The sequence below is a fragment of the Gordonia sp. 852002-50395_SCH5434458 genome (genome assembly GCF_001665905.1).
In the GTDB taxonomy this organism is placed as follows: domain Bacteria; phylum Actinomycetota; class Actinomycetes; order Mycobacteriales; family Mycobacteriaceae; genus Gordonia; species Gordonia jacobaea.
The window spans coordinates 33217-49119 of record NZ_LZTC01000043.1 but is presented as its reverse complement, the minus strand read 5'-3'; the positions used below and the strand labels follow the sequence as shown (position 1 = coordinate 49119).

The 15903-nt window shown below is 67.3% G+C and carries 9 protein-coding genes; 2 read left to right on the top strand and 7 right to left on the bottom strand.

Annotation, left to right across the window (positions count from 1 at the left end; all coding sequences use genetic code 11):
* From A5785_RS10625 to aspS, 6 genes are all read right to left on the bottom strand, one after another.
* Complete coding sequence (locus tag A5785_RS10625) at positions 1-1419, bottom strand: replication-associated recombination protein A (RefSeq protein WP_064866352.1); 1419 nt, start codon at positions 1417-1419, stop codon at positions 1-3.
* A 5-nt stretch (positions 1420-1424) separates the two neighbouring features.
* A complete protein-coding gene (locus tag A5785_RS10620) occupies positions 1425-2564 on the bottom strand; it encodes a hypothetical protein (RefSeq protein WP_005202643.1) in 1140 nt (379 codons plus the stop codon).
* A 207-nt stretch (positions 2565-2771) separates the two neighbouring features.
* Entirely contained in the window at positions 2772-3695 is a 924-nt protein-coding gene (locus A5785_RS10615) for a transglutaminase family protein (RefSeq protein ID WP_005202642.1), read from the bottom strand.
* Positions 3692-6433, bottom strand: coding sequence for a circularly permuted type 2 ATP-grasp protein (locus tag A5785_RS10610; protein ID WP_064863365.1), 2742 nt, complete (start codon positions 6431-6433; stop codon positions 3692-3694). The genes A5785_RS10615 and A5785_RS10610 overlap by 4 nt, the downstream gene beginning before the upstream one ends.
* Positions 6430-9912 (bottom strand): transglutaminase family protein, encoded by a 3483-nt coding sequence (locus A5785_RS10605; RefSeq protein ID WP_064866336.1) that lies wholly within the window; start codon positions 9910-9912, stop codon positions 6430-6432. The genes A5785_RS10610 and A5785_RS10605 overlap by 4 nt, the downstream gene beginning before the upstream one ends.
* A gap of 139 nt (positions 9913-10051) precedes the next feature.
* Positions 10052-11884, bottom strand: coding sequence for an aspartate--tRNA ligase (gene aspS / locus A5785_RS10600; RefSeq protein WP_064863367.1), 1833 nt, complete (start codon positions 11882-11884; stop codon positions 10052-10054).
* Positions 11885-12068: 184 nt separating this feature from the next.
* Here aspS and ypfJ point away from each other — a divergent pair, with 184 nt between their 5' ends.
* Entirely contained in the window at positions 12069-12947 is an 879-nt protein-coding gene (gene ypfJ / locus A5785_RS10595; protein WP_064866350.1) for a KPN_02809 family neutral zinc metallopeptidase, read from the top strand.
* A complete protein-coding gene (locus A5785_RS10590; protein WP_064866334.1) occupies positions 12937-14592 on the top strand; it encodes a DUF885 domain-containing protein in 1656 nt (551 codons plus the stop codon). Before ypfJ ends, A5785_RS10590 begins: the two co-directional genes overlap by 11 nt.
* Positions 14593-14597: 5 nt before the next feature.
* Here the strand turns inward: A5785_RS10590 and A5785_RS10585 are convergent, their stop codons facing one another.
* Positions 14598-15743 (bottom strand): HoxN/HupN/NixA family nickel/cobalt transporter, encoded by a 1146-nt coding sequence (locus tag A5785_RS10585; RefSeq protein WP_039854476.1) that lies wholly within the window; start codon positions 15741-15743, stop codon positions 14598-14600.
* Positions 15744-15903 lie beyond the last annotated feature (160 nt).

Here is a 15903-nt window from a genome sequence, read left to right as displayed (position 1 = left end):
TCACGACTTCTTCGGCCGGCGCGTCGCCCGGCGCACGATCGATCGCAGTTTGGCCACCCGCGGCCCGATCTCGCGCTCGAAACCGTGATCGGTGGGCACGTAGTAGTCGACGCCGACGAGCTCATCGGGTGGATACTGTTGCGGCACAACACCGTCAGGATCGTTGTGGGGGTACTGATATCCGACGCCGCTGCCCAACTTCTTGGCGCCGCTGTAGTGCGCGTCGCGTAGTCCGGGCGGCACGGCGCCGGCTTTGCCTGCTTCGACGTCGGCGAGCGCAGCGCCGATAGCGCTGACCACACCCGCGGACTTCGGGGCGGTCGCGAGGTGGATGGTCGCCTGCGTGAGCGCCAGCTTTGCCTCCGGCATCCCCACGAGAGCCACCACCTGCGCCGCGGCGACGGCGGTCTGCAACGCCATCGGATCGGCCATCCCGATGTCTTCGCTAGCGTGGATCATCAGCCGCCTGGCGATGAAGCGGGGATCCTCGCCTGCGGCGATCATCCGGGCGAGGTAGTGCACCGCGGCGTCGACGTCGGATCCGCGGATCGACTTGATGAACGCGCTGGTCACGTCGTAGTGCTGGTCGCCGTCGCGGTCGTACCGCACGGCCGCGCGGTCGATGGCCGCCTCGACGTCGGCTACACCGATCTCAGGGATCTCGCGGCGTTCGGCAACCGCCTCACCACTGCCTTCGTCATCGGTTGTCGGCTCGCGCAGTGCTGCGTCGGCGCTGGCCTCGAGTGCGGTCAGTGCTCGGCGCGCGTCGCCACCCGCGACCGCCACGAGGTGGTCGTACGCGTCGTCGGTGACGGTGACGGCACCGCCGAGTCCGCGTTCGTCGGCGACGGCGCGGCGCAGCACCGTGCGAATGTCGTCGTCGGTGAGCGAACGTAACTGCAGCACAAGCGATCTGGACAACAGTGGGGACACGACGGAGAACGACGGATTCTCGGTGGTCGCGGCGACGAGGAGGACGATCCGGTTCTCGACGGCGTCGAGCAACGCATCCTGCTGGGTCTTGGAGAACCTGTGGACCTCATCGATGAACAAGACGGTCTGCTCACCGGCCGCCAATCGACGCCGCGCGACCTCGATGACCGCGCGCACCTCCTTCACGCCCGCGGACAGCGCCGAGAGCGCTTCGAATCGTCCGCCCGCCGCGCTCGAGATGAGCGAGGCCATCGTCGTCTTACCGGTGCCCGGTGGGCCGTAGAGCATCACCGACGCCGCGCCCGATCCGCTGATCAGACGACGCAGTGGTGACCCCTCGCCGAGGAGGTGTTGCTGGCCGACGATGTCGTCGAGAGTCTGCGGACGCATGCGCACCGCCAGCGGTGCGCTCGGTGACGGCGGCGATGTCAGCGATGTGGCGCCGCTCGTCGAACTCTGAGGCGGCGGGTCGAACAATCCCCCCACCGCGGTCAGTCCAGCCACGCACGCTGCAGCGCGAGGCCCACTTCGGTTGCGAACTCAGAGATCTCGGCGTTGCTCGTCGCCGCGGCGGCGAGATCGGACCAGCGCGCCACGAGGACACGGGGATCGTTGGTGTGCAGCGCCCAGTCGTGGGCATAGTGCGTCATCGGAACGGTGTCGGTCGACGAATCGGGCAGCATCCACACCGTCGACAACCACACCCACAGCAGCCGCGCCGTGAGCAACTGCCGTGCCATGTAGCGATCGCGCTCGAGTGCGGGCCAGATCGGCACCACTTCCGAGCGCCAGGCGTCGACCATCGACACCTCGAGGTCGAGGCGGTGAGCGACGCCTGCCGGCCCGAGTTGCGGGGCAAAGGTGACCAATCCGTAGGCGATGTCGAGTGTGGCGTCGCGGAATCCGCCCCACTCGTAATCCATGAACTGCACGCCGTCGTCGTTGAGAAGGATGTTCTCGGGGCCGACGTCGGAGGGGCTGAATGCGCGGTGGTCGCCCTCGTCGAAGAGCGCGCACGCCGACGTCAGTGCCTCGGCGACTGCGTCTGGAAGCGTCAGCCCGAGGTCGGCGACGCGTGCCGATGCAGCGGACACGGCACGGATGGCTTCGTCGCGGAGGATGTCCCTGCCCGCGGTGCCTGCAGCACCGTGGCGTACGAGGGCGTCGAAGTCGCCTTCTCCGCCGACCGTTGCCGCATGCATCCGACCGAGCGCCTGGCCCCACGCGCTCACCGCACGGCTCATCTCGACCACGTCGGCGTCGGCGAGCAGCACTGTCAACGGATGCCCGCGGCCGAGGTCGGAGAGCACCATCAACCGGTTGTCGGGATCGGAGGCAATCAGTTGCGGACCGGGCCGCGACTCCGTCGGCAGCGCCGTCGCGTATTTGTACGACGCGATCTCGCGGTGAAAGGCCTGCGGGTCCTCGTGGCTCGGGAGCGCCTTGATGACCAGGGTGCGGTCCATCGACAGAGGGTTCTGCGCCACGCGTACCCTTACGACCGTGGTTCGGCCGCTTCCTCCGAGATCCTCGGGATCGGCGAGAACCACCGGCGACCCCGCTCGGCGGGACAACATTGTTTCTGCGGCACGCACCACGCTGGTGACGCGGCTTTCTGTGATGACCGTCATGGCACCAACCAACCTACTCGTCGGCGCCGACACGCGTCACCGGATTATGCGACTGAACACGGGAGCACCCTGCACGGCACGGCCTCGACCTGCAGTTTTCGTTCACCTGATCCTTTTGTGTCGCAAAAGACAACAATTCGGTTCGCCGACGGCTTTTCGACCGACACTGTCCCGAATCAGGTCGGGTTCGAATGCGGCCCGCAGCGCTCACGTCCTCGCCTCCGACTTGTCTGACAAGGGACTGACGTCGACGGAGACCTCGATCTCGCTCTTGGACGCATCGGTGTAGATCACGCCACGCAGCGGCGGGACGTCGTCGTAATCACGACCCCACGCCACGGTGACGTGACGTTCGTCGACGAGCTTGTTGTTCGTCGGATCGAAGGCCAGCCACCGATCACCGGGCAGCCAAACCGCGGCCCACGCATGGCTGGCATCGGCGCCGAAGATGCGCTCGGTGCCCGGCGGCGGGTCGGTCGCGAGGTAGCCGGACTCGTAGCGCGCCGCGAGTCCCACCGACCGCAGACAGGCGATGGCCACCCGGGCGAAGTCCTGACACACGCCCATCCGACGTTCGAGCACCGTGTCGACGCGCGTGCTGATCGCCGTCGATCCGGAACGGTAGGTGAAGTCGGAGAAGATGCGCGCCGTCAGGTCGATGATCGCGTCGACGAGCGGACGGCCGGGGGTGAACACCGCCGCGGCGTAGTCGCGCACGGCAGGCGTGATCTCCGGTGGGTCGAGGTCGAGTACGAACTCGTCGACCAGAACCGCCCCGGTGGCAGCTGGGCGGGCGTCCTCCCAGGGTGCGCGAGCGGCGACGCTGTGTACGAGTCCCTGGTCGATGGGGTCAACCTCGACGATCGACGTCGTGGTCACCTCCAGTACGCGGTGAGCGGTACGGACGTGGAAGTAGGCGTCGATGTTGCCGTAGACGTCGACGCCGACGGACCGGTCAGCGGGCTCGGGCGAGATCACCGTCTCGGTGTCGTGGACACGCTGGTACGGCAGGTCGCGCGGCGTCAGATAGCACCTGCCATACGACGACGACACCTCGTCGTCGTAGGTGTAGCAGGTGCGGTGGAAGACTCGGTACTTGCGCGTTGCCGGCGCATCGGCGGGTGTCGTCACAGCTGACCTCCCCAGATCGGTTGCGCGGTGCGCGGCGGAGCGAATCGCGTCCGGTTCAGCAGGTCGGACAGCGCGCGTGCACGGTCGCGCAGTGTGCTCGTCAATTCGACGAGCTCAGCGCGCTGACCGTTTCCGTCGACGCTGCTGAGATCGGCCGGGCCGCAGCGACGCAGTTCGGCCGTCATCTCCTCGACCGCTCGCTCGGCGGCGGCAGAGCGCAGCGCCTCGGGCAGCGATGCCAGGTCGTCGTGCATCTTGGTGAGTTGGTAGATCATCGCGCGCGGGTTGGTCTCGTCGAACATCAACAGCTCGGCGACGGCCTCTGCACGGTAGAGACCGCGGTTGCGTCTGCGGTAGATGACCGACGACTCGGTGGCGCTGAGGTACGACTCCAGGAGTGCCTGTTCCATGTCGAGCGGATGCTCGTACTCGAACAGCTTCCGGGTGAGGTCGGCGAGCGTAATCACCCGCTCGATACGCCTGCCGAGATCCATGAGCAGCCAGGCGGCGTCGTGGACCATCGATTCGGCTTGCAGACCGGACAGTGCGAGAGCGCCGTGCAGGATGTGCTCGTGCGTGCGGGCGAGATCGGGTCCGAGGTCGAGTGCTGCGTCGCCGAACACCCCGGTGCCCGCACCGACGTCATCGCGGGCGCGTTCGATCTGGCGCGTCATCGACTCGAGCGCGCGCTCCATCGGGGTCAACACCATCCACGTACTCGTCGACATCTGGTCGCGGACGGCCCTGGCTGTGGCGACGAGGCGTTCGGTCGAGTGTGCGATGGTGCCCTGGGTGTGGCGATTGACGGTCAGTTCGGCGATCTTCACGATCGCGGTATTGACCTGCTCTATCGACGAGAGTGATGAATCGTCGTCGAGCAACGTCTCCCCCGTGCCGAGCAGGCCGGTGGTCCCGGTCACCTCGGCGACCGCATGCAAGAACAGCGGCACCGCAGCGGTTCCCGACATCCACGGCCGGTACTGGAAGTCCTGGTAGCGCTCGCGGGCGACCTTCGCCAGCCGTGTGACCGACTCGGTGCGCTCGCCGTACCGGCCGAACCAGAACATGTCGGCGAGTACGCGCGGACTCGCGGCGGCTGCGATGTCGGAATAGCCGGTCGACGCCGGGCGCGTGATGATGGCGACCTCGTCGTCGGGTTCGCCTCGCAACTCCGTACGCCGCGAAACATGTCCTCCCACATCGGGATTGGTCACCCAGATGTCCTTGGCGGCAACAGATGCCAGTGACGCGCCGACGACGCCGTCGGCGAGGACCGACCCGAGACCGCCCGGCATCACCGCGTAGGTGGGTCCCTGCGCGACCGAGAACGCGCGCACGGAGACGGGTGCGGCACGCAGCGTGCCGCGTCCCTGCGCGGGCAACGCCGCGTCGGTCAGGCTCGGCGCCACCGAGTATGCCTCGACCTCGCGGCCCACCCACTGCCAGGCGTCGGAGTCGATCCGCGAACGCAATACTTCCCTGGTCGCGGAATTCGTTGCGGGACCGACGAATTCCTCGCCGGTACGGAAGTTCGTGAGGACGAGTGAGTCGAGCGACGACAGGATCTTCGATTTCGCCGACTCCTCGCCTGCCCAATATGTCGGCACCGATTCGAGAGCGAGTTCCTCGTCGATGAGCATCGGCGCGACCTTGGCCAGGACGGTGTTCAACGCCGGATTCTCCAGCACGCCACTGCCGAGCGTGTTGACGACGGTGATGTTTCCACGGGAGATGGCCTCGACGAGTCCCGCGACGCCCAGACGGGAGTGGGTGCGCAGGTCGAGCGGGTCGCAGTAGGAGGCGTCGACGCGGCGCAGCAGCACATCGACACGTTTGTACTTGCCGAGCGACCGCATGTAGACCGCGCCGTCACGCACCGTCAGATCGGCGCCCTCGACCAGCGGGAAACCCAGCACGGACGCCAGATACGCCTGGTCGAAGAAGGTCTCTGACATGCTGCCGGGGCTGAACACCGCAACGGTCGGGTCGTCGACCCCCGGCGGGGCGTAGTCGGTCAGCGCCAGTCGCAGCGTGCCGGCGAACGTCGCCATCGGGCGTGGTGCACAGCGCTGGAACAGTTGCGGGAACGTACGGGAGATCAGTCGGCGGTCGGCGATGGCGAACCCGACGCCCGACGGCGCCTGCGTCCGATCGGCGTAGACGGCGAAGGTGCCGTCGGACAGGCGTCCGAGGTCGAGTGCGTGCAGGAACAGCGCGTGCGGCCCCGCAACCTCGAGCCGGGCGGCTTTGCGCACGTAGCCGGGATGCCCGAAGACCATCTCCGGAGGTATCAGCCCTGCGTTGATGGTCTTCTGGTCGCGGTAGATGTCGCGCAGGATGAGATCGAGCAGCATCGACCGCTGGGTGATCGCCTTCTCCAGCTCGGCCCACTCGACACCGTCGAGGATCAGCGGGACAGCGTCGAGCAGCCAGGGTCGCGGAATGGTCGAGGTGCCGTCGACCTGGTTGTAGACGACGCCCTCATCTGATACCGCCGAGGCAAGCCGCGCCGCCGACGCCCGCAGTCGGTCGTCGCCACGCAGCGCGTAGCCCGCGACGAGTTCGTCCCATGCGGGACGGATCGCGCCCGCGGAATCGAGCACTTCGTCGTAATGGTTGCGTGCGGCAGCCGGTGCGGAACCGCCCGAATTGAGCTGTCCGAGATCGAACAGCGTGTAACCGTCGGATCGGTACCTGTCGAACACCGCGGGGACACCGCCGCCCGCTGAAACAGTCACCGAAGAACTGTACGTGCCCGACGCAGATCGAGGATCGCCGGGACCCCACTGTCGGTGGCCATGCGGGCGACCCGCTCCCGGAGCAGTCCGACGTCGACGGAGCCGCTGGTGTGCCCGGCCGCCTCGAACCGACCGTTCCTGCGCGACTCCGCCTCGACGGCATTGACCGGTGGGCGGTCGTAGGCCCGTCCGCCCGGATGCACGATGTGGTAGGTCGCGCCGCCGACGGATCGGCCCGCGAGGGTGTCGACGAGGTCGAAGGTCAACGGGGTGTCGATGCTGATGGTCGGGTGCAGCGCGCTAGGCGGCTGCCATGCCCGGAACCGGATGCCTGCCACGCGCTCACCCGGCCTGCCGGTGCCCGTCAGCGGGATCGGATATCCGTTGCAGGTCAACACGAACCGGTCGTCTTCGGCACCCTGCACACGCACCTGCACCCGCTCGATCGACGAGTCGACGTAGCGCGCGGTTCCGGTACCCGTCGACTCCTCGCCGAGCGTGTTCCACGGTTCGATTGCCCCGCGCAGTTCGACCTCGTACTCGCGGATCGCGACGGTCCCCAGGCGCGGGAACCGGAACTCCGTGAACGGGTCGAGCCAGGCGGTGTCGAACGGATAACCCGCCTCGCGCAGTTCCTCGGCGACCTGCGCGATGTCGGCGATGACGTACTGCGGCAGCAGGTACTTGCCGTGCAGGTCGGCGCCGTGGTGGATGAGCCTGCTGCGGTAGGGTTTCTCCCAGAACCACGAGACCAGGGAGCGGACGAGGAGCGACTGCACCATCGCCATCCGCTGATGCGGCGGCATCTCGAAACCGCGGAGTTCGAGCAGCCCGAGCCTGCCGCGCGCGGAATCGGGGCTGTAGAGCTTGTCGATGCAGAACTCGGCCCGGTGGGTATTGCCGGTGATGTCGGTGAGCAGGTGCCGCAGCGCCCGGTCGGTGACCCACGGATTCGGTGGTGCCCCGTCGCCGTTCTCGCCGGCACCGCGCGCCGGTTCGCCCTTCACCGCGAGCCTGTCGATCTCGGCGAACGCGATCTCCATCTCGTAGAGCGCGGAATCGCGGCCCTCGTCGGCGCGGGGCGCCTGCGACGTCGTTCCGATGAACTTGCCGCTGAACAGGTACGACAGCGACGGATGGCGCTGCCAGTAGGTCAACATCGACACCAGCAGATCCGGTCGACGCAACAGTGGTGAATCCGCGGGCGTCGATCCGCCGAGGGTGATGTGGTTGCCGCCGCCGGTTCCTCCGTGGCTGCCGTCGAGATCGAACGTCTCCGTACCCAGCCTGGCGCGGCGTGCGTGCTCGTAGAGCGAGTCGAGCAACTCTGTCTGCTCGGCGAAACTGCTCGTCGGCTGAACGTTGACCTCGATGACGCCGGGGTCCGGTGTGACGGTCAACGTGGTGAGGCGGGCGTCCGCGGGTGGGCCGTAGCCCTCGATGACCACCGGGGTGTCGATTTCCGCGGCCGCGTTCTCGATCATCTCGACGATCGCGAGATACTCCTCGAGCTCTGCGGTCGGCGGTAGGAACACGTACAGGGTGTCGCCACGCTTCTCCGCGACCAGTGCGGTGCGCGGCACGAAGGCGGTTGGGTCGACGTCGGTAACGGTGCGGCCCAACGAATCTGCGACGTCGTCGGGCAACGGATCGGCGCGGACCGACGGGTCGGCTTCGTACAGGACCGGTGCGGGGCCCCACGACAATGAGTTCAGCGGAAGACGCAGGCCCGCGGGAGAGGTGCCCGGCGTCAGCACCAGACGCCCACGTCGCGTCGTCCACCGCGCGCTCTGCCACGCCGTCTCGTCCTCGGAACGGCTCAGCGGCAGGACGAACGCCGTCGGATCGGTGATCGATGCGTCGAGCGACGCGAGCAGTTCACGCCGCGCCTTCGTCGAATCGTCGGCGGGCTCGATGTCGGCGTCGGCGTCGGCGACCTCGGCGGCGGCAGCTGCCCATGCCGCGGCGCGCGCGGCGGGCAGCGTCGGGTCGGCCCCGGGATCGCCGGGCGGGAGTGCCGACAACTCGCGCATCCGCACCAGCGGGTCCTCGAACGCGGGCATCACCTGCGTGGCGGGCAGGCCCAACGCGGATGCGAACGCCGACAACAACTTTTCGGCGGCGGGATCGCCTCCAGAGCCCGGTTTCGGTCCCGACGCCTCGAGCGCCATCGCCCCGGCGGCCTGCGCGCGCGTCTGCCACGGGTCGGCCAGGAGGTCGCGTCGACGCCAGATCGGCTGGCCGTCGGCTCGCCACATGATGGCGATCTGCCAGCGTGGCAGCGGCTCTCCCGGGTACCACTTGCCCTGACTGCGCTGCACGAGGCCGGTCGGTGCGTAGTCGTCGGCGAGGCGCGCGGCGAGCTTCGACGCCAACTCACGCTTGTGCGGGCCGTCGGCGTCGGTCGTCCATTCCGGATCACTCTGGTTGTCCAGCGAGACGAACGTCGGCTCACCACCCATCGTGAGTCGGACGTCGTTGTCTGCCATCTTCTTGTCGACCGCGGCACCGAGTTCGACGACCCGCTCCCACTGGGACTCGGTGTAGGGCAGGGTGACCCGCGGATCCTCGTGAAAGCGGGTGACCGTGTTGGAGAAGTCGAGGGTCGCGTGGCACGGACCGGTTGCACCGGTGATCGGCGCAGCACCGCCGGGGGACGGCGTCGCGGCGAGCGGGATATGGCCCTCCCCTGCGAACAGACCCGACGTCGGGTCCATGCCCACCCACCCAGCGCCCGGCAGGTAGACCTCTGTCCATGCGTGTAGATCGGTGAAATCGGCGCTGGGTCCCGACGGACCGTCGAGCGACTTGATGTCCGACGTGAGTTGCACCAGGTAGCCGGAGACGAAGCGTGCCGCCAATCCCAGCTCGCGCAGGAGTGCCACCAGGAGCCACGCGGAGTCGCGGCACGAACCGATGGCGCTGGCGAGCGTGTACTCCGGCGTCTGGACGCCCTGTTCGAGTCGGACGGTGTACCCGACGGCGTCGCGGACGGCCTGATTGAGCTCGACGAGGAAGTCGATGATGCGTGTCGGCGATGTCGGCTTGTGCTCGGCCGCGAATTCGGCGATGGCGGGATGCACCGGCGCCCCGGCGAACTCCCCCTCGGTGACCCCGACCGGTCGGAGATAGATCTCGAGGTCCTCGCGCAGTTCATCGGGGTAGTCGAAACCGTAGTCCTCGGCCCAATCCTCGATGAAGAAGTCGAAGGGATTGATCGCCGTGAGGTCGGCGACAAGACTGACCGTGATCGACAGAGTCGTCGAGGGTTCCGGAAACACAAGGCGCGCTTGGTAATTGCTGAACGCGTCCTGCTGCCAGTTCAAGAAGTGTCCCGCGGGCTCCACCGCCAGCGAATACGCCTCGATCGGAGTACGCGAGTGCGGTGCAGGACGCAGCCGCACCACGTGCGGATAGATCTTGACAGGCCGATCGAACGCGTACGCAGTGCGGTGTTCGAGCGCCACCTTGATTGTCACCGGTCATCCTCCCGGAGGTCGTCGAGCAGATACGTCCCCATGGGTAGAAATCTCAGCACAGATAGCGCCCGTGCGCCCGACGTGCGGTCCCCCTCGCACCCGTGTGCGACATGTGTCACGCGGGACCATCGCCGACTGTTCAGCTCGCCGGTTTCGCTGCACCCTGGTCGGACTCGCCGCCCTTGGGCTTCGGCTTGGCGTCGATGCCCGACTCCTTGCGCTGCGCGGCGGTGATCGGTGCGGGAGCGTCGGTGAGCGGATCGACGCCACCGCCCGACTTCGGGAAGGCGATGACCTCACGGATCGAACTCTCACCCGCGAGCAGTGCGGTGATGCGATCCCATCCGAATGCGATCCCGCCGTGCGGCGGCGCGCCGTAGGCGAAGGCGTCGAGCAGGAAGCCGAACTTCTCTTGCGCCTCGTCGTGGTCGATACCCATGATCGCGAACACGCGTTCCTGGATGTCGCGACGGTGGATACGGATCGACCCGCCGCCGATCTCGTTGCCGTTGCAGACGATGTCGTAGGCATAGGCGAGTGCGTTGCCCGGATCGGATTCGAGGCCGTCGAGCGACTCCGGCTTGGGTGAGGTGAACGCATGGTGCACCGCGGTCCACGCGCCCGAGCCGACGGCGACATCGCCCGACGCCGTCGCGTCGTCTGCCGGCTCGAACAGCGGAGCGTCGACGATCCAGGTGAACGCCCAGGCGGCGGTCGAGGGGTCGATGGGCTCGCCCGGTGCCGGGATCAGTCCGAGGCGGACGGCGATCTCGCTGCGTGCGGCACCGAGCAGTGCGCGCTGCGCCTTCGCCGGTCCCGCCGCGAAGAAGACACAGTCGCCGGGCTTGGCGCCGACATGTGCGGCAAGACCATCACGCTCGGCGTCGGAGAGGTTCTTGGCGACCGGCCCACCGAGGGTGCCGTCGTCGCCGACGAGCACATACGCCAGACCCTTCGCGCCACGCTGCTTGGCCCACTCCTGCCAGGCGTCGAGGGTACGACGCGGCTGCGACGCCCCGCCCTCCATGACCACCGCGCCGACGTAGGGCGCCTGGAACACGCGGAACGGCGTGTTGGCGAAGTACTCCGTGCACTCGACGAGCTCGATCCCGAAACGCAGATCCGGCTTGTCCGAACCAAACCGACGCATCGCGTCGGCGTAGGTCATCCGCGGGATCGGTGTGGAGACCTCGACGCCGATGAGCCGCCACAGCGCCACGAGGATCTCCTCGGCGAGCGCGATGACGTCGTCCTCGTCGACGAAGCTCATCTCGATGTCGAGCTGAGTGAACTCAGGCTGGCGGTCGGCGCGGAAATCTTCGTCCCGGTAGGCGCGAGCGATCTGGTAGTAGCGCTCCATACCGGCCACCATGAGGAGCTGTTTGAACAGCTGCGGACTCTGCGGCAAGGCGTAGAACGTTCCCGGCTGCAGACGCGCGGGCACGAGGAAGTCGCGTGCACCCTCTGGCGTCGAGCGGGTCAGCGTCGGCGTCTCGATCTCGACGAAGTCGTGAGCGGCGAGCACACCGCGAGCGGCAGCATTCGCCTTCGAGCGCAGGCGGATTGCCGCAGCGGGCCCGTCGCGACGCAGATCGATGTAGCGGTACCGCAGTCGCGCTTCCTCGCCGGGGCTCTCGTCGAGCTGGAACGGCAGCGGTGCCGACTCGTTGAGCACCTCGAGCTCGGTGGCGTTGATCTCGATCTCACCCGACGGGAGGTTCGGGTTCTCGCTGCCGGCGGGTCGTTCCTCGACGACGCCGGTGACCTTCACGACGTACTCCGCGCGCAGCCGATGTGCCTTCTCGGCCACCGCCTCTTCGCGGAAGACGACCTGCACCAGCCCGGAGCTGTCACGCAGATCGATGAACACGACGCCGCCGTGATCGCGTCGACGCGCAACCCACCCGGCGACTGTGACGGTCTGCGACGCGTCGGCGCGGCGCAGCGAACCGGCGAAATGCGTGCGGAGCACTGGAGTCCTTCCTGATGGACGTATGAGCGAGGAAATCTCGCGCTCAATCCTACGGAGGGCGCGCCCGACGTCGCCGAGTGGTATCCCGCCCGCGTCGAACCCGCCGATCTCACACCACCGCGAGACGTGACCATTGGGCGTGGTTCACCCGTATCCGGACGTCCTCGCCGGTAGCCTGACCTGCATGACGTTCCAAGGCAGCGGGGGGCTGGACAACAGCAACGTGTCCGGTGGCGGGGGTGGTGGTGGTTTCGGCGGTGGCGGAGGCGGCCGTATCGCGCTCGGCGGCGGTGCCGGACTGATCGTCACGCTGGTCGCACTGTTCCTCGGCATCAATCCCGGCCAGATCCTCGGATCGTCGTCGACGACCGGAGGTTCGACGAGCAACTCGGCGAGCCAGATCGACGAGCACCTCGCCCAGTGCACCATCGAGAAGGCCAATACCGACGACATCTGCCGCATCAAGGCCACCACCATCAGCATCAACCGGGTGTGGTCGGACCTGATGAAGGGCTACACGCCGCCGAAAACCGTCATCTTCAGCAACTCGGTCGACACCGGCTGCGGCGCCGCCACCTCGGCGACCGGCCCGTTCTACTGTCCCGTAGACAAGACCGCCTACTTCGACCCGTCGTTCTTCGCAGAGCTCAAGCAGATGGGTGGCAGCGACGGCCCGCTGGCGCAGGAGTACGTCGTCGCGCACGAGTACGGCCACCACGTGCAGAACCTGACGGGCGCGCTGCAGAAGGGTCAGCAGCTCGGCTCCAAAGGACCCAAGTCCGGTTCGGTCCGCGTCGAATTGCAGGCGGACTGCTACGCGGGCGTGTGGGCGTATCACGCCGACAAGGGCACCGACGCGATGCTCGAACCGCTCACCACCGATCAGATCAACTCGGTCATCCAGACCGCCAAGGCGATCGGCGACGACACGATCCAGGGTGCAAACTCCAATCCCGAGGGCTGGACGCACGGCTCGGCCGATCAGCGAGTCCGCTGGTTCTCGACCGGATACAAGAACGGCGACCCACGCCAGTGCGACACGTTCTCCACCAATGATCTCTGAGAACACCGCGCGCATACCGACCCCCGTCGACGCGATCGCCGACGACCATCTGGCTCGTAGCGCCGCCCTCGACCCGATCCTCGCCACCGAGTACGGCCTCGCCGGCCACGACCGTCTGCTGACGGACTTCTCCCCCGACGCCGTCGACGAACGGGCAGCCCTGGTGCGCTCGACGCTGGCACGACTCGACGCCGCGTCACCCGCCGACCACGTCGACAGGGTCACCGTCGCCACGATGCGAGCCGGGCTGAATCGTGAACTCGCGCTCACCGACGCCGGTGAACTGACCGGTGAGTGCAACGTGATCGCCTCACCGCTGCAGGCGATTCGCGACATCTTCTACCTCATGCCCACCGACACCGCCGAACAGCGCGCCGACATGGTGGCGCGGATCAACGCGATCCCTGCGGCGATAGACAGCGTCATCGTCGGACTCGAGCACCGGCGCGACGTCGGACCCGCGCTCGCACGACGACAGGTCGAACTGGTTGCGGCACAAGCCGATGGGGCGCGCACGGCCATCGCGCAGAACACCACGCCGATCGCCTCCGACGACGCACTCTCCGTCGACCTGGCCTCCGCCCTCGACAGCGGCGGTGCCGCATTCGACGCTCTGGCCGCACTGTTGCGGTCGACGGTCCTCGACTCCGCCGACCCCGACGACGCCATCGGACGCGACCGGTACCTCCTCCGGCTGCCGTACTACCTCGGCACCGATGTCGATCCCGACGAGGCCTACGACTGGGCGCTTGATCGCCTCGACGCCATCACCGCCGAACAGCAGGCGATCGCCTCGGACCTGGTGCCCGGCGCGAGCGTCGCCGAGGCACTCGAATTCCTCGACGCCGCGCCGCAGTACCAGATCTTCGATCGCGCGTCGTTCCTCGCGTGGATGCAGCAGACCTCCGACGCGGCGGTCGACGGCCTCGCCGGCACACACTTCGACATTCCCGACCGACTCACCCGACTCGAATGTCGGCTGGCGCCGTCGTCGACCGGCATCATCTACTACACGCAGCCGAGCGCCGACCTCTCCCGCCCCGGGCGGATGTGGTGGGCGGTACCGCCGGAACAGACCGTCTTCCACACCTGGCAGGAGAAGACGACCGTCTACCACGAGGGCGTGCCGGGCCATCACCTGCAGCTCGGGGCCGCGATCGTCGATCCCGACCTCAACACCTGGCGCAAACTCGCGTCCTTCACCTCGGGACACGGTGAGGGCTGGGCGCTCTATGCCGAACGGTTGATGAGCGAGCTCGGTTGGCTCGACGACCCCGGCGACAGGATGGGCATGCTCGACTCGCAGCGCCTACGCGCGGCGCGGGTCGTCGTCGACATCGGTGTCCACTGCCGCAAGGCGGCACCCGCATCCGTCGGTGGTGGCACGTGGGATGCCGAGAAGGCGTGGCGGTTTCTCACCGCGTCGGTCGCGATGGATCGGGCGGTGCTGCGCTTCGAGCTCGACCGTTACCTCGGGTGGGCCGGACAGGCGCCGAGTTATGCGCTGGGACAACGTGTCTGGGAGCAGTGCCGGACGCAGGCGCTGACCCGACATCCCGGGTGGACGCTCAAGGACTTCCACACCAACGCCCTCGCGCTCGGCGGGGTGAGCCTCGACGTCCTGCGCGAGGAGATGACGCGCTAGCGCGCTCAGTCCGAGGTCGGTCCGTCGACAACCGGCCGCGCCAGCGCGGTACCCCACCGTTCCTCGATCCGTCCGAAGCGCCACACCACCAGCGACACGATCCAGGTGGCGACGAACAATCCGACGATCACGAAACCGAGCACGTTGAGGTCGATGCCGGAGACGTCGTCCCAGAATCTGCCCGTCCATCCGAACTCGTCGGCGAGCAGCCCGAGCACCTCGATGGTGCCGATCACGAGCGCGACCGCGATGGACAATCCCGTGATGATGAGGTTGTAGTACACCTTCCTCACCGGATTGGCGAGTGCCCACCCGTAGGCGAAGTTCATGAACGACCCGTCGATGCTGTCGAACAGACTCATACCGGCGGCGAAGATGACCGGCAGACACAGGATCGCGTACCAGGGCAGACCCGCCGCAGCACTCGATCCGGCCAGGATCAGTAGTGCCACCTCGGTCGCGGTGTCGAATCCGAGTCCGAAGAGCACGCCGATCGGATACATCTGCCACGGCTTGCTGACGACCTTCATCACGCGACCGAGAATGCGATTCATGAAGCCCCTGTTGTTGAGGTGCTCCTCGAGTTGCGCCTCGTCGTACACGCCTCGCCGCATGTCCCGGAAGACACGAAGGATCCCGAGCAGGACGACGATGTTGATCGCGGCGATCAGGTAGAGGAATCCGCCCGACACGCTCGTTCCGATCAGCCCCGTCACCTGATGCAACGTCGACGAGTCGTCCTCGACCGAGCCCGCGAGAGCCTTGATCCCGAACGCCAGCAGCACGGAGAGGCCGAAGACGACGCTCGAATGTCCGAGCGAGAACCAGAAGCCGACTGTCAGCGGCCGCTGACCCTCACCCATCAACTTGCGGGTCGTGTTGTCGATCGCCGAGATGTGGTCGGCGTCGAACGCGTGTCGCATCCCCAGCGTGTACGCCGTGAGTCCGATGCCGATCCCGAGCGTCTTCTGACCGACGGTGAAATGCTCCGGCGCCACCAGGAACACCAACGTCCCCCACCCGATCACGTGCAGCGCGGCGACGGCCGCGACCATTCCGCCGATGCTCGCCCACTCCCCACGTGAGAGGCGGGACGACAGCGATGACAGACGTCGCGAGGACCTGGCGGCGACGGTGACTGACGAACTCATGACACGACGATAGGACGATCACCGCTCATCTGAACATCTGCTCAGATCGAAACCCGTCGATCGGACCCACACACCTATCCGATCGGATAGTGCAGTGCCGCAACGGATTTCATGCCCGATACAGGGGCATTGCCGGATTGATGCGGTTCGCGCGGATCCC

Bases quoted from the DNA above. Each gene is read 5' to 3' on its own strand.
- A5785_RS10585 (WP_039854476.1), bottom strand. From the start codon at position 15,743: ATGAGTTCGTCAGTCACCGTCGCCGCCAGGTCCTCGCGACGTCTGTCA.
- ypfJ (WP_064866350.1), top strand. From the start codon at position 12,069: ATGACGTTCCAAGGCAGCGGGGGGCTGGACAACAGCAACGTGTCCGGT.
- A5785_RS10620 (WP_005202643.1), bottom strand. From the start codon at position 2,564: ATGACGGTCATCACAGAAAGCCGCGTCACCAGCGTGGTGCGTGCCGCA.
- A5785_RS10590 (WP_064866334.1), top strand. From the start codon at position 12,937: ATGATCTCTGAGAACACCGCGCGCATACCGACCCCCGTCGACGCGATC.